Source organism: Flindersiella endophytica, assembly GCF_054779015.1.
Genome location: NZ_BAAGYY010000023.1, coordinates 38622 through 57635, shown reverse-complemented (window position 1 = coordinate 57635; position 19014 = coordinate 38622). Strand labels below are relative to the sequence as shown.

At 69.3% G+C, this 19014-nt stretch carries 17 protein-coding genes; 10 read left to right on the top strand and 7 right to left on the bottom strand.

What is annotated here, in order from left to right:
• The first annotated feature begins 5 nt into the window (after nucleotides 1-5).
• Entirely contained in the window at nucleotides 6-683 is a 678-nt protein-coding gene (locus tag ACYVF6_RS24645; protein WP_460525544.1) for an N-acetylmannosamine-6-phosphate 2-epimerase, read from the top strand.
• Here the strand turns inward: ACYVF6_RS24645 and ACYVF6_RS24640 are convergent.
• Nucleotides 652-1281 carry a nucleotidyltransferase family protein gene (locus ACYVF6_RS24640; protein ID WP_460524875.1) on the bottom strand — a complete coding sequence of 210 codons (630 nt, stop codon included), beginning with the start codon at nucleotides 1279-1281 and terminating at the stop codon, nucleotides 652-654. The two genes, ACYVF6_RS24645 and ACYVF6_RS24640, sit on opposite strands and share 32 nt — an antisense overlap.
• Nucleotides 1282-1384: 103 nt before the next feature.
• On the opposite strand from ACYVF6_RS24640, the gene ACYVF6_RS24635 reads away from it, so the two are divergent.
• Nucleotides 1385-2341, top strand: a complete 957-nt coding sequence (locus ACYVF6_RS24635) for a cation diffusion facilitator family transporter (RefSeq protein ID WP_460524874.1) — start codon at nucleotides 1385-1387, stop codon at nucleotides 2339-2341.
• A 149-nt stretch (nucleotides 2342-2490) separates the two neighbouring features.
• A complete protein-coding gene (locus ACYVF6_RS24630) occupies nucleotides 2491-4377 on the top strand; it encodes a CASTOR/POLLUX-related putative ion channel (RefSeq protein WP_460524873.1) in 1887 nt (628 codons plus the stop codon).
• Here ACYVF6_RS24630 and ACYVF6_RS24625 read toward each other — a convergent pair.
• Both ACYVF6_RS24625 and ACYVF6_RS24620 read right to left on the bottom strand, forming a co-directional pair.
• Nucleotides 4355-5017, bottom strand: a complete 663-nt coding sequence (locus ACYVF6_RS24625) for an NUDIX hydrolase (protein ID WP_460524872.1) — start codon at nucleotides 5015-5017, stop codon at nucleotides 4355-4357. The genes ACYVF6_RS24630 and ACYVF6_RS24625 overlap by 23 nt on opposite strands.
• Nucleotides 5018-5400: 383 nt before the next feature.
• The gene (locus ACYVF6_RS24620; protein ID WP_460524871.1) at nucleotides 5401-5727 is read right to left on the bottom strand and encodes a MerR family transcriptional regulator; all 327 of its coding nucleotides are present in this window, start codon (nucleotides 5725-5727) and stop codon (nucleotides 5401-5403) included.
• Nucleotides 5728-5890: 163 nt separating this feature from the next.
• On the opposite strand from ACYVF6_RS24620, the gene ahcY reads away from it, so the two are divergent.
• Nucleotides 5891-7327: an adenosylhomocysteinase gene (ahcY, locus tag ACYVF6_RS24615; protein ID WP_460524870.1), complete on the top strand. Its 1437-nt coding sequence runs from the start codon at nucleotides 5891-5893 to the stop codon at nucleotides 7325-7327.
• A 93-nt stretch (nucleotides 7328-7420) separates the two neighbouring features.
• On the opposite strand, the gene ACYVF6_RS24610 is transcribed toward ahcY, so the two are convergent.
• Entirely contained in the window at nucleotides 7421-7882 is a 462-nt protein-coding gene (locus tag ACYVF6_RS24610; protein WP_460524869.1) for a PNPOx family protein, read from the bottom strand.
• A 129-nt stretch (nucleotides 7883-8011) separates the two neighbouring features.
• Between ACYVF6_RS24610 and ACYVF6_RS24605 the strand changes: the two genes are divergently transcribed.
• Nucleotides 8012-8719, top strand: a complete 708-nt coding sequence (locus ACYVF6_RS24605) for a TetR/AcrR family transcriptional regulator (RefSeq protein WP_460524868.1) — start codon at nucleotides 8012-8014, stop codon at nucleotides 8717-8719.
• 168 nt (nucleotides 8720-8887) lie between these two features.
• On the opposite strand, the gene ACYVF6_RS24600 is transcribed toward ACYVF6_RS24605, so the two are convergent.
• Nucleotides 8888-9910 carry an RDD family protein gene (locus ACYVF6_RS24600; protein WP_460524867.1) on the bottom strand — a complete coding sequence of 341 codons (1023 nt, stop codon included), beginning with the start codon at nucleotides 9908-9910 and terminating at the stop codon, nucleotides 8888-8890.
• Between the two features lie 279 nt (nucleotides 9911-10189).
• Here ACYVF6_RS24600 and ACYVF6_RS24595 point away from each other — a divergent pair, with 279 nt between their 5' ends.
• Complete coding sequence (locus tag ACYVF6_RS24595; RefSeq protein ID WP_460524866.1) at nucleotides 10190-11191, top strand: stage II sporulation protein M; 1002 nt, start codon at nucleotides 10190-10192, stop codon at nucleotides 11189-11191.
• 43 nt (nucleotides 11192-11234) lie between these two features.
• Nucleotides 11235-11486, top strand: coding sequence for a hypothetical protein (locus ACYVF6_RS24590; RefSeq protein WP_460524865.1), 252 nt, complete (start codon nucleotides 11235-11237; stop codon nucleotides 11484-11486).
• A gap of 148 nt (nucleotides 11487-11634) precedes the next feature.
• Here the strand turns inward: ACYVF6_RS24590 and ku are convergent, their stop codons facing one another.
• A complete protein-coding gene (ku, locus tag ACYVF6_RS24585) occupies nucleotides 11635-12585 on the bottom strand; it encodes a non-homologous end joining protein Ku (protein WP_460524864.1) in 951 nt (316 codons plus the stop codon).
• Between the two features lie 102 nt (nucleotides 12586-12687).
• Between ku and ACYVF6_RS24580 the strand changes: the two genes are divergently transcribed.
• Together ACYVF6_RS24580 and ACYVF6_RS24575 are read left to right on the top strand one after the other, a co-directional pair.
• Nucleotides 12688-13161 (top strand): Dps family protein, encoded by a 474-nt coding sequence (locus ACYVF6_RS24580; protein WP_460524863.1) that lies wholly within the window; start codon nucleotides 12688-12690, stop codon nucleotides 13159-13161.
• Between the two features lie 109 nt (nucleotides 13162-13270).
• Nucleotides 13271-17044: a S8/S53 family peptidase gene (locus ACYVF6_RS24575; RefSeq protein WP_460524862.1), complete on the top strand. Its 3774-nt coding sequence runs from the start codon at nucleotides 13271-13273 to the stop codon at nucleotides 17042-17044.
• A gap of 73 nt (nucleotides 17045-17117) precedes the next feature.
• Here ACYVF6_RS24575 and ACYVF6_RS24570 read toward each other — a convergent pair whose 3' ends face one another.
• Nucleotides 17118-18119, bottom strand: coding sequence for a helix-turn-helix domain-containing protein (locus ACYVF6_RS24570; RefSeq protein WP_460524861.1), 1002 nt, complete (start codon nucleotides 18117-18119; stop codon nucleotides 17118-17120).
• 56 nt (nucleotides 18120-18175) lie between these two features.
• On the opposite strand from ACYVF6_RS24570, the gene ACYVF6_RS24565 reads away from it, so the two are divergent.
• Complete coding sequence (locus tag ACYVF6_RS24565) at nucleotides 18176-18952, top strand: LLM class flavin-dependent oxidoreductase (protein ID WP_460524860.1); 777 nt, start codon at nucleotides 18176-18178, stop codon at nucleotides 18950-18952.
• The last annotated feature ends 62 nt before the right edge of the window (nucleotides 18953-19014 follow it).

Below are 19014 nucleotides of genomic sequence, written 5' to 3'. Positions count from 1 at the left end.
CCGCTGTGGCAGCCGCCGGGCAGGAGCTGCCGTTCCCGCGCGGCTCGCTGATCGTGTCGTGCCAGGCGCGGCCGGGCAACCCGCTGCACGGCCCGGAGCCGATGACGCTGATGGCGCGGGCGGCACTGGCGGGCGGAGCCGCGGGGATCCGCGCCAACGGCCCTGCCGACATCGCCGCGATCCGGGCGGCCGTCGACCTGCCGATGATCGGAATCTTCAAGCAGGGTTCGCCTTCCGGCGTCTCGATCACGCCGACCATGCAGGCAGCGTCGGACGTCGTGGCCGCCGGCGCGGAGATCGTGGCGCTGGACGGCACCCTGCGGCCGCGCCCGAACGGCGAGAGCCTGACGGAGCAGATCGCCCACATCCACGCCCTCGGCGCGCTGGCAATGGCCGACGTCGACGCCCTCGAGTCCGGTATCGCCGCCCGCGAGGCAGGCGCCGACATCGTGGCCTCAACCCTGTCCGGCTACACCACCGGCGACGTCCCCACCGCGCCCGACCTACCGCTGATCGCCGCCCTCGCCGACGCCCTCGACTGCCCGATCGTGGCCGAAGGCCGCTACTGGACGCCGGCCGACGTGCGCGCCGCGTTCGACCTCGGCGCCTACGCGGTGGTCGTCGGCACCGCCGTCACCAACCCCATGGAGATCACGAAGCGGCTGGCCACGGCAGAACCGTGAGCTCGGGCCAGAGTTGCTTCCAGCGTTCGGCCTTGGCGTGGTAGACGTGCGGGATCCACTGCTTGGGGTTGGGGTTGGGCCGCACGACGAGGTTGAACGCGTCGGACAGGCCGTGGGGTGCGTAGACCTGCCAGCCGCCGGCTGCTTGGTGGATGCCGATGCAGCAGGTCGTCGCGCCGAAGGAGTCGATGCCGTCTTCGGTGCTGTGGTAGTCGAGCGCCGGGACGCCGAACTTCGCTTCGTACCACAACGGGACTCTCGCCTGGTTGCGGATCTCGACCTCCGGAGCGCCCGGGATGTCGGCGAAGAGCGAGGCGCCCTTACGGATCACCGCGTCCTCGGCCTCCCACGACAGGTCGGAGGCGTCGTGGTAGATCAGGTCGTAGTCCTTGATGCCCTGCTCCGGCGGCCGTCCGGTCATGACGTTCCAGATCGTCTGCACGACGCAGCCGGCCGCGAGGTACCACCCGGGCGCCGCGAGTGCCTCCGCGCCGTCGAGCACGGCGAGCAGGGTGCGGTTGGCGGAGAGTACGGAACGCAGCGCGGTGAGTTGCGCCTCGAGCGGGAGCGAGGCCGGGTGGGTGTCAAAGGGTGGCATGTGCGGCAGATTGCCACAGCCCACCGACAGTCCTCGCCGATACGCAAGGCAAGATGAGCCCCGAACTTTACCGATTCTTTGAGGGGTTACAGGAAGGTTTCGGATGAGTGCAGAGGGTGGCACGAAGGCGGTTATGGCGGCGCTGTTCGCCAACCTGGGGATCGCGATCACGAAGTTCATCGCGTTCCTGCTGACCCGTTCGGCATCGATGCTGGCTGAGTCGATCCACTCGCTCGCCGACTCCGGCAATCAGGTGTTGCTGCTCGTCGGCAAGAAGCGGTCGGAGCGGGCGGCCTCGCCGTTGCACCCATTCGGCTACGGCCGGGAGCGCTACATCTACGCGTTCATCGTCTCGATCGTGCTGTTCAGCGTCGGTGGACTGTTCGCGTTGTACGAAGGCTGGCACAAGGTCAGCGAGCCGCACCCGATCGAGAGCTGGCAATGGGTTCCGGTCGTCGTGTTGTCGGTCGCGATCGTGCTGGAGAGCATGTCGTTCCGGACGGCGATCATCGAGTCGAACCACGTCCGCGGCAAGACGAGCTGGAAGGACTTCATCCGCCGGTCGCGCAGCCCCGAGCTGCCGGTGATCCTGCTGGAGGACCTCGGCGCGCTGATCGGCCTGGTGCTCGCTCTGATCGGTGTCGTACTGACGCTGATCACGCACAACGGCATCTTCGACGGCCTCGGTTCGATGGCGATCGGCCTGCTGCTCGTCGTCATCGCGATCGTGCTGGCGATGGAGATGAAGAGCCTGCTGATCGGTGAGTCGGCGACCAGGGAACACGTGGAGAAGATCGAGCAGGCGATCGACGCCGAGCCGCTCGTCGACCGGATCATCCACATGAAGACGCTGCACGTCGGCCCGGACGAGCTGCTGGTCGCCGTCAAGGTCGCCGTCACGGCGAACGACTCGGCCGCCCAGGTCGCCGCGGCGATCGACGCGGCCGAGCAGCGGATCCGGGACGCGGTGCCGATCGCGCGGATGATCTACATCGAGCCCGACCTGGACCGGGATCGCGAGACGGCCAATCGCGAGCCGGCGACGAGCGACCAGGCCTGAGCCTGGGGCGGTCCGGCGTTCCGGCGAAGGACGCGACCAGAAAGCCGCATCCGAGGCCTTGAAGTGGTGGCTGGGTTCGGATAAAGAGCGAACCCCGCCGCGTTGTGGCACAGTATCCCTCCCATCGCTGTGGGAGGGGAGGGATAGCTGTGTCGCGGCCGGGGTTCAGGGAGCGGCTGAGTTACAAGTTCGACAACACGATGTCCAAGGGCGCGCCGGCGCTCATCGCGCTGCTCGGATGCGCCACCATCGTGCTCGTCGTCGTGTTCGGTGTCATTGGCTGGGTGACCCGTCCGATGCCGGAGGGCAAGGACTGGAACGTCGCCCACACCGTATGGATGGCCCTCATGCGGGCCATGGATCCCGGAACGGTCACCGGCGACGACGAGACCACGTTCTGGATCATCCCGATGTTCGGGGTCACGATCGGTGGCATCTTCATCGTCGCGGCGCTGGTCGGTGTGATCACCACCGGTCTCGACGCCAAGCTGGAGGACCTGCGTAAGGGCCGCTCACGCGTGATCGAGGAAGGGCACACCGTCCTGCTCGGCTGGTCGGAGCAGCTGTTCACGATCATCTCCGAGCTCACCGAGGCCAAGGAGAGCGAACGCCACGCGTGCGTCGCGATCCTCGCCGACCGCGACAAGGTCGAGATGGAGGACGAGATCCGCAGCCGGCTCGGCGCGCTTGGCAAGCTGCGGGTGGTGTGCCGTACGGGCAGCCCCACCGAGCCCGCCGACCTGGATCTGGTGAACCCGCAGTCGGCGGCGTCCATCCTGGTGCTCACGCCCGAGGTCGACGATCCGGACTCCAACGTCATCAAGACGCTGCTCGCCGTGAGCAGCCTGCAGTGGGACGGCGAGCCGCCGCACGTCGTCGCGGCGATCCGGCAGGCGCAGAACCTGCCGCCCGCGCAACTGGCCGGCGGGAAGCAGGCGAGCGTCGTCGACGTCGACGACCTCGGAGCGCGGCTGGTCGTCCAGTCGTCAAGGCAGTCGGGCCTGTCGGTCGTGGTGACCGACCTGCTCGACTTCGGCGGCGACGAGATCTACATGCGCGAGGAGCCGACCCTGGCCGGCGTGACGTACGGCATGGCGCTGTTCGCGTACGAGACGGCCACGTTGATCGGGCTGCGCCGGCGGGGGCGCGTCAAGCTCAACCCACATCCCGACGTCCGGATCGAGGCCGGCGACGAGCTGATCCTGGTCGCCGAGGACGACTCGACGATCCGGCTGGCACCTGAGCCGATCCGTGCGGTCGCACCGGAGGCGCTGGCCCGGCCCGTCCGCCGTCAGGTGTGGCCGGAGCTCGTACTGGTGATCGGCTGGAACGCGCGTGGCGTGAAGATCGTGCGGGAGCTGGACAACTACGTCGCGCCAGGGTCGCGGCTGCAGGTCGCCGCCATCCAGCCGGACGGCGAGTCGCGTGTGAAGGCGCTTGCCTCGGAGCTGCGCAACCTGCACACGGCGTACCAGATCTGCGAGCCGACGAACCGCGCATCGCTGGAGACCCTGGGGATCGGGGAGTTCGACCACGTGATCGTGCTGGCCGACGACTCGGTCGAGCCGGAGCAGGCCGACTCGCAGACGTTGGTGACGTTGCTGCACCTGCGGGACATGGAGCATCGCCGGGGAGAGCGGTATTCGATCGTCAGCGAGATGAACGACGAGCGCAACCAGCGGTTGGCGCAGGTGACGAAGGCGGACGACTTCGTGGTGGGCAGCAAGCTGATCAGCCTGCTGTTGACGCAGCTGTCGGAGAACCGGCACCTGTCGGCGGTGTTCGCGCAGCTGTTCGACGCGGAGGGATCGGAGATCTACCTGCGGCCGGCGGAGGAGTACGTCGTCCTGGGGCACTGGATCGACTTCGCGACGTTGATCGAGGCGGCGCGGCTGCGTGGCGAGACGGCGATCGGCTACCGCGTCTTCGAGGAGGCGCAGGAGGGCCCGTCGTTCGGCGTGCGCCTCAACCCGGTGAAGAGCGAGGTGTTCGCGATGGCGCCGGGGGATCGGGTCATCGTGTTGGCGGAGGACTAGTCGCGCTGTCGAGCAGGAGTTGGTGGAACTCGTCCAGCCACAGCTGCTGCGGCGGGACGAGCGTGGTCGGCTTCGGCGCCAGCGGGAGCCAGCGCAGGTGGAACTCGTGCTCCGGCTCGGCCTGCTGCCGCCACTCGTCGGGAGCTTGCCCGGTCGTACGGAAGTGGTAGAACTCGCGTCGCTGCCGGGTCGCCAGCGCCGACTGCGGGACCCAGCCCTCGAAGCGGGCGTAGGTGAGGCGGTCCTGCGGGTCGGCGTCGATGTCGGACTCCTCGTAGACCACGCGGGCGCTGCCGTCCCGGATGTCGACCAGGCGTACGGACGCGCGCGGGATAGACCACGCGGTGACGGGTGCGTCCGGGCCGGGGGTCGTACGTAGCTTGACGACGCGCAGCATCCACGCGCGGTCCGGTGGCGCGTCGTAGGTGCGGGCTCCGAGCCGGCCGACGAGCTCCAGGCCTGGGAGGCCGGTCTCCTCGGTGGCCTCCCGGCGAGCGGCGGTCTCGAAGTCCTCGCCCTCCTCGACCGTGCCCGCCGGCACCTGGATGCCCGAGCCGGTGTGCCAGAACACGCAGAGCTCCGCTCCACGAGTCACGAACGAGGTCACCTTGCGCTGCACCTGAACGACTCCGGTCTCCACGCTGGCGAGCCTAGAAGGCCCCGCAAGCGGATTTGGACAGCGGCGTTGGCGGCCGCCGCAGCCCGCACGGCCGCCGCTGTGGTCGCACAACGGTGCTGGAGTCGGCCGTCCGCCGCAGCGGACCTGGGCGGCTGTGCGCGGCGCGGTCGGCGGCTGCGGTTGTGGTCGCGTGCCGATGCTGGACCTGCCGTGTGCCCTGGGCGGCCGGCGTGGTCTGGCTGGCGGTCGGCGGCCGTGGTCGTGCGCGGGTTGCGCAGCTGCGCTGCGGCTTGGTCGCCGGACGTGCCGCCACGCTCGCCACGACCGCAGGCGCTGCTGGTCGAGCTCCCGTTCTCGCAGCAGCAGCCGGCTGGGCGGTGGTGGCCGCCGCAGCAGCGGGCTGGTCAGCGCACGTGGCGCGGGTCCGACGAGGAGAGCACGCCGCTGCGGCCGAGCCAGCGCAGCGCGCGTTCCCGCTCCAGTTCGGCGACCGTCGGGACGGGGGCGAGCCGGCCGATGCGCTCGCCGAACTCGCGGACCGCCGCCGCGGCCGCCGGGTCGGCCAGGACGCGGAGGCCGAAGGCGAGCTCGGCCGGCGTGACGTCGTACCGTCGCTCCAGTTCGAGGCCGAGCTGGAGCGACGTCAGATCATCCTCGGAGAACTGCCGATGGGCCGAGCCTCGCCCCGGTAGCTCCGGAAGCAGCCCGAGCGCCTCCCGATATCGGAGCATTCGAGGTGAAGTTCCCAGTCGTTCCGCAGCCGCTGTGATACGCACACGTCCATTCTGACAAGTTTTCGTCAGAAAACCACCCCAACGGTATCGCTCGCCGCCGACGCCCCCTAGGCTCGCCGAACGAGCACGCAAACCATCCGTAAGACGAGAGCGGGAGTCCATGACGTTCGACTTCAAGGTGAAGGACCTGGGACTGGCCGAGTTCGGCCGGAAGGAGATTCGGCTCGCCGAGCATGAAATGCCAGGCTTGATGGCCACCCGCGAGGAGTACGGCCAGAGCAAGCCACTGAGCGGCGCCAAGATCATGGGCTCGTTGCACATGACGATCCAGACCGCGGTTCTCATCGAGACGCTGGTCGAGCTGGGCGCGGACGTTCGCTGGGTCAGCTGCAACATCTTCTCCACGCAGGACCATGCCGCGGCCGCTGTCGTCGTCGGCAAGGACGGCACCGTCGAGAACCCCCAGGGCATCCCGGTGTTCGCCTGGAAGGGCGAGACACTGGAGGAGTACTGGTGGTGCACCGAGCAGGCGCTCACCTGGCCCGACGGCGAGGGCCCGAACATGATCCTCGACGACGGTGGCGACGCGACTCTCCTTGTGCACAAGGGCGCTGAGTACGAAAAGAACGGCGCGGTCCCCTCGCCCACCGAGGACGACCCGGAGGAGTGGCAGGTCGTCCTGCAGCTGCTGAGCCGTACGCTCGCCGCCGACCCGCACAAGTGGACGGTGATCGCCGACCGGATCAAGGGCGTCACCGAGGAGACCACGACCGGCGTCCACCGCCTGTACGAAATGGCCAAGGCCGGCACGCTGAAGTTCCCGGCGATCAACGTCAACGACTCGGTGACGAAGTCGAAGTTCGACAACAAGTACGGCTGCCGGCACTCGCTGGTCGACGGCATCAACCGCGCGACCGACGTACTCATCGGCGGCAAGGTCGCGGTCATCTGCGGCTACGGCGACGTCGGCAAGGGCTGCGCCGAATCCCTGCGTGGACAGGGCGCGCGCGTCATCGTCACCGAGATCGACCCGATCTGCGCGCTGCAGGCGGCGATGGACGGTTTCCAGGTCACCACGCTGGAAGACGTCGTCGAGACCGCCGACATCTTCGTCACGACGACCGGCAACTTCAACATCATCACCGCCGACCACATGGCGCGGATGAAGCACCAGGCGATCGTCGGCAACATCGGCCACTTCGACAACGAGATCGACATGGCCGGTCTGATGAAGACGCCGGGCATCGAGCGGATCAACATCAAGCCGCAGGTCGACGAGTGGAAGTTCTCCGACGGCCACTCGATCATCGTCCTGTCCGAGGGCCGGTTGCTGAACCTCGGCAACGCGACGGGTCACCCGAGCTTCGTGATGTCGAACTCCTTCACCAACCAGGTGATCGCGCAGATCGAGCTGTTCACGAAGCCCGACGAGTACCCCATCGGCGTTTACGTGCTGCCGAAGCACCTGGACGAGAAGGTCGCGCGGCTGCACCTCGACGCGCTGGGCGTGAAGCTGACCGAGCTCACCAAGGAGCAGGCGGCCTACATCGGCGTCGACGTGGCCGGGCCGTACAAGCCGGACCACTACCGCTACTGAGTTCCCGCCAAGCTCTGTAGAACGTTCGAGGCCCTCGCCGCGCTGGTGCGCGGTGGGGGCCTCGGCCATTTCTGTCGTACGCGGGGTCGCGCGTCAGACGCGACGAAGGCGGAACGCGGGAAAGCCGGGCGCCGCCGCGCGGAGGTCGTCGTCGGGGGAGTTCTTGTCGAGGTTCTCGAAGAACATGCCGACCTCCCAGCCGAACCGCTTGAGGTATGCGCGCAGGATCGGCAGCTTCTCGCTGTCCGGCAGCTCCTCGGCGACGATCGCCCACTTGCGGCGGCTTCCCAGCGTCAGTTCGGCGTTGCCGTTCGCGCGCAGGTTGCGTACCCACTGGGTGTGCCCGCGCGGCGCGACGAGGTATTCCACGCCGTCGACGACGAGCAGGTTGACCAGCGTCGTACGAACGTGGCCGGACTTGCGGCCCTTCACGTGCAGCATCCTGGTGCCCATCACGCTGATGCCGCGCCCGGTGAGCCACTTCGCGAAACTGTGCATCGGGTTGGCCTTCGGGCCGGGGGCGAGGTAGCGGTCGGCGGGCTGGTTCGCGCTCATGTGGTTCGGTCTCCTCAAAGTGTGATCAGTGCTCTCGTCTGAGATCAGTGTCCGCGAATGTGAGCGCCTTGTCAAGAGCACTGCTCTCGTTTTTGAGCGGCGATCTCGATCTGTGGCACACTGGTGGACGTGCCGAAGACACCGACCGCCCGTGACCGGGCCCGCGCCGAGCTGACGGCCGAGATCAAGGACGAGTGCCGCCGGCAGCTGGCCGCCGGCGGGGCCGACGCGCTGTCACTGCGCGCGGTCGCCCGCGAACTGGACATGGCGTCGTCCGCGATCTACCGCTACTTCCCCAGCCGCGACGACCTGCTGACCGCGCTCATCATCGACTCCTACGACGCGCTCGGCGGCACGGTCGAGCAGGCGGTCGCCGCCCGCCGCGGCGGTGACCACCTCGGACGGTGGCGGGCGGCCTGCCGGGCCGTACGCGAGTGGGCGCTGGAGCATCCGCACGAGTACGCGCTGATCTACGGCTCGCCGATTCCGGGCTACAGCGCACCGCGAGACACGGTCGTGCCGGCCGCACGCATACCGAACGCGCTGCTCGGCATCGTCCGCGCCGCCTGGGAGTCCGCCCGCCTCGATCCCGCGGCCGCGGAGGTCGCGATGTCACGGGCGATGACGCGACAGGTCGAAGGTCTGGCCGAGGTCACCGACCTGCACGAACTCCCGCGCCCGACGCTGGCAGCGGTGGTGATCGCGTGGACCCAGCTGTTCGGGATGGTGAGCTTCGAGCTCTTCGGCCACCTCGAAGGCGTCTTCGACGACAAGGCGGCGGTGTTCGAGCACTCGATCAACCAACTGGCTCACCTCATCGGCCTACGCGCGACGTGAGCCTGCAGCTCCACCCCGTGGCGGATGCTGCTCCGTGTCGCTCGCGCTTGCTGCATGGGAGCCGAGCGACAGCGCGGCGGCCGGGCTTGCCGGGCGGTGCGGGTCGCAGCCGCTAGTGGCCTGCGAGCAAGAAGGTCCGTGTGGCCTGGGGCAGCTCAAGAGGGCGGCTCAGCCTGGGGGCGCGAAGCCGTTGTCGGGCTTGGTGGGTTGGGTGTTCGGTTGCTGTTGGGGCGGGGGTGCGGATGCCGGGCTGCCGGCCGGTGGCGCCCACTGCCGCAGGTCCTCGGCCGGAGCCGGCCGCTGACCGGCCGGCGGCCCGAACGGCTGGCCACCGGGCTGGCCGCTCCACGGCGCCGTCGGCTGCGCGGCGGGTGGTGGGCCGGCCTGCCCCGGGCCGGAAGCGTACGGCTGCGTGGGGTGCTGCCCCGGCTGCTGGCCCGCCGGCGGCTGCTCCTGGAGCGCGCGGCGTCGGCGTTCGGCGAGGATTGCGGTGAGGTAGGCCCAGTCGGGGACGCCGGGTGGAGGTGGCGGTGAGACGTACCCCGCCATCGCGCCGGCCAGGCGGGTGCCCAGTGCCTCTCGAGCCGCCGGGGCGAGTTCGTGGAACCGGCCGAGGAACGAGCGTGCAGACATCGCCAGCTGGTCGGGTACGCGCGACAGGTCGGCGCTCGCGGCCCAGGTCGCGAGTACGGGCGGCACTTCGGGCAGCCGGTCGGTGGTGCGCGGCGCCCGTTCGCGGATGACGACGGTGCCCGCGAGGATGTCGCCGATCCGCTTGCCCTTGGAGTTGAGCAGCGAGGTGAACAGCGCACCGCAGCCGACCGTGGTGAAGAAGTCGGCGAAGATGCCGGCAAGCGCTCGCACGAACGCGTGGCGGAAGCGGATCGGGCCGCCATCGGTACGGACCACCCGGAGCCCGAGGGCGTACTTCCCGATGCTCTTCCCCCGCGTCAACGTCTCGATCGCGGTGGTGTAGCCGACGAAGATCGCCACGGTGGTCAGCAGCGACAGCCCCGCGATGAGCGAATCGCTGGCCCCCGCGTCGGCCGCGACGTAGCCGAGCGGAATCGTGAGGAGGTAGAGCGCGGTGAACTCGATCGCGAAGTCGATGGCGATCGCGATCGCACGGGTCGCAGGCCTCGCCAGCCGGATGTCGAGGACGACGGCCTCGCCCGTCACCAGTTCGCTCACGTTGTCTCCCCTTGCGGCCGCCTGAGAAATGCAGCCTATCCAGCACGCACCCCCAACCGCCCGCTCGACAGCGCCCGGACGCGACGCCGGCGAACCAGCCACCGCCACCCTGCCACCGCCCTCGCCTCGCTGCCGGCCGTCGTCTTGTTTGCCGGTCTCCTCTTGCCACCGGTCCTCGGCCCGCTCGTCGCTCGAGCCCGGACGGGCGGGTGGCCGTGGGCTGGGGCGGCACGTCACCGGCGCCGCGCACAGTCACCTCCAGCCAGTACGCTGCCAGGCGTGGATCTCGAGGCGTACGTGCAACGGCACCAGCCGGAGTGGGACCGGCTCCGCACGCTGGTCTCCCATCGTCGCCGGTTGACGGGGGCGGAGGCCGACGAGCTCGTCGCTCTGTACCAGCGCGTCGCCACGCATCTGTCCGTCATCCGATCCAGTGCGCCCGATCCCGTACTCGTCGGCCGGTTGTCGACGCTCGTCGCGCAGGGGAGGAGTGCGGTGACCGGCGCGCACGCGCCGGCCTGGCGCGACCTGTCGAGGTTCTTCACCGCCGGGTTCCCGGCCGCGCTCTACCGCACCGCTCCCTGGTGGGCCTCGATCGGCGTCGTGTTCGTGGTCACGTCCTGGCTGATGGGCTGGTGGATCGCGACCCACCCGCGCGTGCAGAACCAGATCGCGCCGCCGGAGTACGTGCAGCAGCTCGTCGAGCACGAGTTCGCCGACTACTACTCCAACCAGCCGGCCGAGCAGTTCGCGTTCGGCATCTGGACCAACAACGCCTGGGTCGCCGCGACCTGCCTGGTGCTCGGCGTGGCGCTCGGGATCCCGGTCATCTTCATCCTGTGGCAGAACGCTGTGAACATCGCCGTCACGGGCGGCTTCATGGCGGCCTACGATCGGCTCGACGTGTTCTTCGGCCTGCTGACGCCCCACGGGCTGCTCGAGATCACGGCCGTCTTCGTGGCCGCCGGCGCCGGCATGCGGCTCGGCTGGACCGTCGTCTTTCCAGGGGGACGAACCCGCGGCCAAGCACTTGCGGAGGTCGGACGTTCGACCGTGGCCATGGCGCTCGGACTCGCGGTCGTACTCCTTATCTCCGGCGTGATCGAGGCGTTCGTCACGCCTTCGCCCCTGCCCACCTGGGCTCGGGTCGGCATCGGTGTGGCTGCCGAGGTCGCGTTCTTCACCTACGTGTTCGTGGTCGGCCGGCGTGCCGTACGCGCGGGCGAGTCCGGCGACGTCGAGGAGTCCGACCGCGGCGACATCCTTCCCGTCGCCGGCTGAGGTGCCATACTGTAAATCCTGCTGCGGGAACGGGAGGACACACATGTGGATAGCCGTGATCTTCTTCGCGATCTTCGCGATTCTCGCCGCCGGCTCGTTCTGGGAGTCGCGCAGGAAGCGTGCCATCTACGGCATCCGGGCGGGATCGCCGGCGGACGCGGATCAGCTTGGTTACGACAGCGGATCGGTCTACGGCCACGGCAGCTGGCACGGTGGTGTCGCGGATGCCGGCTCGGGTTCGTTCGGCGACTGCGGTAGCGGTGGGGGCGGCGGAGACGGCGGCGGCAGCTGCTGATCTCCGGCGTCAGCAGAATTACGCCGGCGGCAGCTTCGACGCCCGGCTGGGCGCCTTCCCCGGCGGCGAGCGCGTCGGCGAAGACAGGGACCAGACGAACGGACAAGACCCATCACGGGCCCAGCCGTCGGGCTCGGCGAGCTGGGCATCAGGACGCCTTGCTTACGGCGGCTTCCAGCTGCTTCCGGCTCATCTTCGAACGCCCGCGTACGCCCAGGTCCGAGGCCTTCTCGTACAACTCGTCCTTGCTCAACGAGCCCAGCTCGCCGTCACCCTGCTGCTTCTGCTTCTTCTTCGAGCCGCCGCCGCTCTTGGCCTGGTCGATGCTGCGCTGCAGCGCCTCCATCAGGTCGATGACCTGGCCGCTCTCGTCGGCCTCCGGCTCGATGTGGATCTCGTTGCCCTTGGCCTTCTCCTCGATGATCTCGAGCAGCCGGACGCGGTAGCTGTCCTCGTACTTCTCCGGCTCCCAGTCCGTACGCAGCTGCCGCACCAGGTCGACCGCCGTCTTCAGCTCCCGGCTGTCGGACCGCGTCTCGCGCGGCAGGGAGTCGAGCAGGTCCTCCGGATCGCGCACCTCGTCCGCGAAATACAGCGTCTCCAGCGTCAGCACCCGCTTCCACGGCCGGATCAGCGCGAGGTACTCCTTCCCCCGCATCACGAACGACCCGATGCCGGCCAGTCCCGCCTTCGACATCGCGTCTCGCAACAGTGCGTAAGCCTTGGCGCCGCCCTCGTCGCCCTTACGCTGGGAAGGTGCCAGGTAGTACGTCTTCTCGTAGTAGATCGGGTCGATCTGGCTCAGCTCAACGAAGTCGCCGATGTCGATCGACCGTGACTTCCCGGGGTCGGCCGCCTCCAGCTCCTCCTGGTCGAGCATGACGTACTGCCCCTTGGCCGTCTCGTATCCCTTGACCACATCGGAATAGTCGACTTCGCGATCGGTGCCCTCCGCGACCCGCTTGTAGCGCACACGTTCGTTCGTCTCGCGTTCGAACTGGTGGAACGCGACGTCCTGCTGCTGTGTGGCGGTGAACAGCTCCACCGGTACGTTGACCAGCCCGAAGCTCACGCTGCCTCGCCAGATTGACCGTGCCATCACCTCGTGTTACCCCCGCCCGCCACCCTCATGCCCGGGTGTGAAGCGCCAGGTGCCGGGTAGCTGTCCAGGAGACACCACATACCGCGAAGGAGGTCGTTGGTGGTGGCCACCCAGAAACTTACGACACACGCGCAGGCGTCCGAAGTCGCTTCGAACCTGCAGCCCGTACTCACCGACCTGCTGGCGTTGACGCTCAACCTCAAGCAGGCCCACTGGCACGTACGCGGACGGCACTTCACGCCCGTTCACGAGCTCATCGACGCGGTGGTCGACGACGCACGGACCTATTCCGACGATGTGGCCGAACGCGTTGTGGCGCTGGGAGTCGCCGTGGACGGCCGGCCGGAAACGGTTGCTGACAAGACCACCTTGCCGCACCTCGCGGAGGGCTTTCTGACCGACGACAAGATCGTCGCCGCCGTGCTCGAGCAGCTGGACTCGGCGATCGAGACCGCGCGGGCTACGCTCGAGCCGCTCGACAAGGCCGACCCGGTGAGCCAGGACATCGTGATCGAGCTGCTGCGAGCGCTCGAGAAGCATCGCTGGATGTTCGCGGCTCAGACCGCTTCGTAACCACCACTTGGCGCAACTGCGACATGTCGTAAGCCCGGCAGCCACGGAGTCGTGACGGGCGGCGAAACGTGCTGGATCCTCGACGGAGGGGTACATCCGGGAGGGGTCCATGTACAGGAGAATCGCCGCCGCGGTCACGGCCGTGGCTGTAGCGGCATGCCTTGGCGCGCATGCCGCACCGTCGAGTGCGGCACCGGCGGCGCCCGTGCGGGCGGCAGCCGCCGGATCGGCTGCCACCGCGGCCGCTCAGTCGGTGACCCTCGTCACAGGCGACACCGTGTGGCTGCGGAAGCAGGCGAACGGTCGGCAGGCCGGCGAGTTCGTGCCCGGTGAGGGCAGGGACGCGATCGCGTTCCAGCAGTCCGAGATCGACGGCGATCTCTACATCTATCCCGAGGACGTCCTGCCGCTGCTCGACTCCAGGCGGCTCGACCCGGCGTTGTTCAACGTCACCGAGCTGGTTTCGCAGGGGTACGACGACCGGCACCAGTCCGCGATCCCGCTGATCCTGTCGTACCGCAAGGGAATCGACGCCGAACGTACGGTGACAACGCAGGCGCTGCGGGCGGCCGACGTCGGTGCGGCACTGGAGTCGATCAACGGCCGTGCGGTCGCCGCGGACAAGGGTGACGCGGAGGCCTTCTGGGCCTCGATCACCTCGCCGTCCGCGCGTTCGCTGGACGGCGGGATCGACCGGATCTGGCTGGACCGCAAGCTGAAGGCAGACCTCGAGCACAGCGTGCCGCAGATCGGCGCGCCGGAGGCGTGGGAAGCCGGCTACGACGGGACCGGGGTCACCGTCGGAGTCCTGGACACCGGCGTCGACACGGCACATCCCGACCTCGAGGGCGTCGTCGCGGCGACGAAGAACTTCACCGACAGCCCTACCACGCAAGACAGGTTCGGCCACGGAACACACGTGTCGGCGACGATCGCGGGCACCGGATCCGCATCGGCCGGACGCCGGAAAGGCGTGGCGCCGGGCGCGAAACTCGTTGTGGGCAAGGTGCTGGACGACGACGGCTACGGCTACGAGTCGTGGATCCTCGACGGCATGGAGTGGGCGATCGACGCCGGCGCTTCGGTCGTCAACATGAGCCTTGGCGGCGGACCGACCGATGGCACCGATCCGTTGAGCGCCGGCGTGAACACGCTCAGCGCGACGACCGGTGCGTTGTTCGTGTGCTCGGCCGGAAACGACGGTGAGCAAGGCGAGTTCACGATCGGCACGCCTGGTGCCGCCGACGCGGCGCTGACCGTCGGCGCCGTCGATCGCGACGAAGCACTGGCGCCGTTCTCCAGCCGCGGGCCGCGCGAGGGCGACTTCGCGGTCAAACCGGACATCACCGCTCCCGGCGTGGGGATCGTGGCCGCCCGAGCCGGTGGAACGGCGATGGGGACGCCGGTGGATACGTACTACACCGCGGCTTCCGGTACGTCGATGGCGGCGCCACACGTGGCCGGTGCGGCGGCGATCCTCGCGCAGCGGCATCCGGACTGGACGGGTGCGCAGCTCAAGGACGGGCTGGCCAGCACGTCGCTGCGCAACGACTCGTTGACGGTCTACGAGCAGGGCGGCGGCCGGGTCGACGTCGAGCGGGCCGTGTCGCAAGGCGTCTACGGCACCGCGACGCTCGACCTCGGGCACCTGCCCGCCAACGCCGACGCGGGCGAGGTTCGTAGGACCGTGACGTACACCAACACGACGGACTCCGCGGTCAGGCTGGCGCTTTCCCTTGTGGTGAAGGGTCCTGGCGGCAATCCGCCGGCGCCGGGGTCGATCACGACCGAGGCGTCGAGCGTCGAGGTGGCGCCCGGTTCGACGCTCAGCGTGCCGGTCTCGGTGCGGCCGGACCTGCTGGCTCGCGGTCGTTACGGCGGCTACCTGGAGGCGCGTACGGATGACGGTGCCGTTGCCGTGCACACGTCGCTGGGACTGATGAGGGACGCGCCGAAGCACAAGGTCTCGTTCACCGCGGTCGGGCGGGACGGCAAGCCCGCAACGGTGATCCCGTTCACGTTCTACGGCGAGGACTCGCGCTACGACTCGCTGGGCTACCTGCCGGCCGGCGCCACGAAGACAGTGGAGGTCGCCGAGGGCACATACTTCCTGCACGGCGTGATCTCCGGCGGGAGGGCGCCGGACGAGGAGGACTACGTCATCGTCGATCCCGCGGTCTCGGTCAGCGGCGACCTGAACATCGTGCTGGACGCGCGGAAGGCCAACCAGGTGGTCATCCAGACGCCGAAGCCTTCCAGGCAGAGTGGGGCATTGAGCTTCTACTCCCACCGTGATTTCGGCTCGCGTAGCGTCAGCCACTTCCACATGGAGTTCGACACCGTACGCAACATCTACGTGACACCGACCTCGACGGTGACCAGCGGGTCGTTCGAGTTCGGCACGCGCTGGCAGAAGATCGCGCCGATGCTGACCGTCTCGGCGAACGGGCAGTCGCTCGAGCCGTTCTACGTACACCAGTCGCCTGTGCTGGAAGGGCGGAAGCGCCTGCGGGCGGTCTACGTCGGCGCCGGCGCCTTGCCGGACTACGAGGGCAAGAACGTGCGGGGCAAGCTCGTGGTGGTGTCGGCGACCAAGGAGAACTGGGAGGAGCTGACCTCGAACGCTGCGGCGGCCGGTGCCGCGATGGCGCTCATCGTGGTGAAGCCGACGGGATCTCCGTGGACGAAGTGGACGCCGAAGGGCGACCGGCTGCCGACCATGAGCGTGCTGGTGTCCAACGCGCAGGGCGCGCAGCTGATCGCGGCGCTGTCGGCGGGGCGGGTCGACGTCGACCTGAACGGCCAGCTGGCCAGTCCGTACCTCTACGACGTCATGCAGGTGTCGCGGCAGCGCGTGCCGGAGCAGGTTGTGTACCGCGTGAGCACGTCCAACTCCGCGACCGTCTCCGCCGCGTATCACGATGCCGGCGGCGGCGACTGGGCGAAGGAGCAGCGGTTCGGGTGGCGGCCGTGGCAGGACTCCGCGATCAACCAGTACCAGCGGCTGGTGCGCACACCGCAGACCCGGCAGGAGCTGATCACGGCCGGCGACACGGTTTGGCAGCAGAACGTCAAGCACTTCCTGACGTGGGACGAGATGCAGAAGCTGTCGGGTGGGATGACGCAGGCGCCGCGTACGTATCGGGCGGGCGAGCGGGTCAGCGACTCGTGGTTCAGCCCGGTCGTGCGGCCGTCGATCCCGCGTGGGGTACCGGGCGCGGGCGCCACTCGGGTGGGTGACGTCCTGCGGCTGCGGATTCCGGAGTGGGTCGACTCGGGGAGCGCGCACTACGGGCTGGCGGAAGGCGACTGGGGCGCCGAGCCGGACCAGGGGCACGCGAAGCTCTATCGCGACGGCGCGCTGGTCTACGAGGGCGACTGGGCGTGGGGCGACTTCGAGACGGTCGCGGGCTCTGCGGAGTATCGGCTGGAGATGAACGTGCGGCGCGAGAGCGCGGAGTGGGAGTTCGCGCCGCGGACCGACACGGCGTGGACGTTCCGCTCGGAACGGGCCTCGGCGGACGACGACGCGGTGGCGCTGCCGTTGCTGCAGGTCGACTACGACGTGACGACCGACCTGCGGAACCGGACGGTGGCGGGGTTGCCGTTCGTGATCGATCTGACGGCGCGGCAGCAGGACGGGGTGTCGAGGGCTGCCGGCGTTGGTGCCGTGAAGTCGATGGCGCTGTGGACCTCCTACGACGACGGCGCGACGTGGACCCGGGCGAGCGTGTTCCCGGTCAGCGGCGGCCGGTATCGGGCGCTGGTGTGGCACCCGCGGCTGGATCGGACGAACGGCTTCGTGACCCTGCGCGTGCGGGCCGAGGACAAGGCCGGCAACGCGATCGACCAGACCGTGGGCCGCGCCTACGGGCTGCGGTAGGAACCGGCCCCCGCAGTTTGCGGTAGCCGCAAACTGCGGGGGCGGCCGGCTGCCGGTACGGGTGGATGCGCTCTCAGCTGCTGCCGGTGGCGTCGATCGTGCTCTTGTCGAGCCAGCCGAGCCGGGCGGCCTGCCAGGCCAGCTGGGCGCGGGTGTGGGCGTTCGCCCGGATCAGGAGGTCGGCGATGCGGCGCTGGACGGTTCGCTGGCTGACCGACAGGCGACTCGCGATCGCCTTGTCGGTCACGCCGGCCACGAGGAGCGACAGCAACTGTTCCTCGTCGGCGGTCAACAGTCCGCTGACCGGCGTGTCCTCGGCGAACAGCGGCGACGACCGTTCCCAGTAGCGTTCGAACAGCGCCACGAGCGCGGTCAGGAGGTTGCTGTCGCGGACGAGGGCGGCGGTCGGCTCGCCGAGGCCGTCGGCCACCGGGACGAGCGGGCACAACGCGATCGCCCGGTCGGCGATGGCCAGGCGGACGGGGAGCGCGGAGGTGGCCCGGGCCTCCTCGCCGCGGGCCACGCCCTCGGCGACGCTGTCGAGCATGCCGAGTTCCTCGAGGAGGGCGCGCTCGTAGATCACGCGGTAGCGAACGCCCTTGGCCAGCGCCTCGAACTCCTCGGTGTTGTCGGATGACGGCATCGCGACGTGACCGGCCTTGCAGAACCACACGATCTCACTACGCGCCGACAGTTGCAGGCTGCGCAGCTGCTGCCGGATCGCGGCCTGCCCGACGAGCACTTCGACGAGCTGGGTCGCGTCGCGGCGGCGGACGCTGCTGCGGTATTCCTCGGTCAGCTGCGCGATCGCGCTGCGCGCCCACTCCAGCTGCTCCTGGGTCCGGAGGAGCAACGGCCCGAAACCGACGTCCGGTGGCGTCGGGGTGTACCGCTGCTCGGTGCCCGAGACGCGGCTGACCAGGCCCTTCGCGTGCAGCGACTCGAGTACGGCAATGGTCTGCCCGGCGTCGAGCCCGGCCTGCCTGCCGAGCTTGGCAGGGTCGGTCTCGAGTCCGGCGACGAGCAGCCGGTAGATCCGTTCCTCCTCGTCGCCGACGCCAGTCGCCTCGAGCATGCAGCCTCCTCACGCTGTCGGTGCTCAGTGGTAGACCTCATCACATGCGCTACGGAGTGAGCATTCCGAATGTTGGCGACCCTACTCAGCTGATCGACTTCGCGGTGGCCTGCGAGGCGGCCGGATGGGACGGCTTCTTCCTCTGGGACCACCTCGTCCTCGACCCGAACGACCGTCCGGCCACGCTCGACCCCTGGGTGCTGATGGGCGCGATCGCCGCGCGCACGTCGACGATCAAGCTCGGCGCGCTCGTCACGCCGGTGCCGCGGCGGCGGCCGTGGAAGCTCGCCAAGGAGATCACGACGCTCGACCACCTCAGCGGCGGCCGGCTGATCGTGGGCGTGGGGCTCGGCGTACCGGTGGAGGCGGAGTACGCCGCATTCGGCGAGTCGGCCGACCCGCGCGTCCACGGCGCCAAGCTCGACGAAGGCCTCGTCCTGCTCGACGGCTTCCTGCGCGGCGCACCGGTCGACTTCCAGGGCGACCACTACCAAGTCAACGCGCAGCTGCAGCCGGCATCCCTCCAACAACCGCGCCCACCGATCTGGGTGGCGGCGATGCTGCCCTACCGCCGCGGCGTGCGGCGGGCGAAGCGGTGGGATGGGATCTTCCCGCTGCACATGGACCATCTGCTGCGACCGGATGAGGTGGCCGAGTTGGTGGCCGAGCTCGACCAGCCGGAGGGCTACGACGTGGTGGTGGCGCTGGGGCCCGGCGTCACGGGTGCCGAGTTCGCAGCGGCCGGGGCGACCTGGGCGATCGATGGCCCGGAGGGTCCGGAGGTCTCGTTCAGCCAGACCCGGAAGCGGCTGGAGGCCGGCCCGCCCAGGTGACCTGCGGCCCGGGCAGCCATGATCCCGACCCGACGACCGACGCGGGCATGGCGGCTGCCCGA

Excerpts from the sequence above, each read along its gene's own strand:
- ku (WP_460524864.1), bottom strand. The coding sequence starts at position 12,585 with ATGGCACGGTCAATCTGGCGAGGCAGCGTGAGCTTCGGGCTGGTCAAC.
- ACYVF6_RS24640 (WP_460524875.1), bottom strand. The coding sequence starts at position 1,281 with ATGCCACCCTTTGACACCCACCCGGCCTCGCTCCCGCTCGAGGCGCAA.
- ahcY (WP_460524870.1), top strand. The coding sequence starts at position 5,891 with ATGACGTTCGACTTCAAGGTGAAGGACCTGGGACTGGCCGAGTTCGGC.
- ACYVF6_RS24610 (WP_460524869.1), bottom strand. The coding sequence starts at position 7,882 with ATGAGCGCGAACCAGCCCGCCGACCGCTACCTCGCCCCCGGCCCGAAG.
- ACYVF6_RS24570 (WP_460524861.1), bottom strand. The coding sequence starts at position 18,119 with ATGCTCGAGGCGACTGGCGTCGGCGACGAGGAGGAACGGATCTACCGG.
- ACYVF6_RS24575 (WP_460524862.1), top strand. The coding sequence starts at position 13,271 with ATGTACAGGAGAATCGCCGCCGCGGTCACGGCCGTGGCTGTAGCGGCA.
- ACYVF6_RS24635 (WP_460524874.1), top strand. The coding sequence starts at position 1,385 with ATGAGTGCAGAGGGTGGCACGAAGGCGGTTATGGCGGCGCTGTTCGCC.
- ACYVF6_RS24590 (WP_460524865.1), top strand. The coding sequence starts at position 11,235 with ATGTGGATAGCCGTGATCTTCTTCGCGATCTTCGCGATTCTCGCCGCC.
- ACYVF6_RS24620 (WP_460524871.1), bottom strand. The coding sequence starts at position 5,727 with ATGCTCCGATATCGGGAGGCGCTCGGGCTGCTTCCGGAGCTACCGGGG.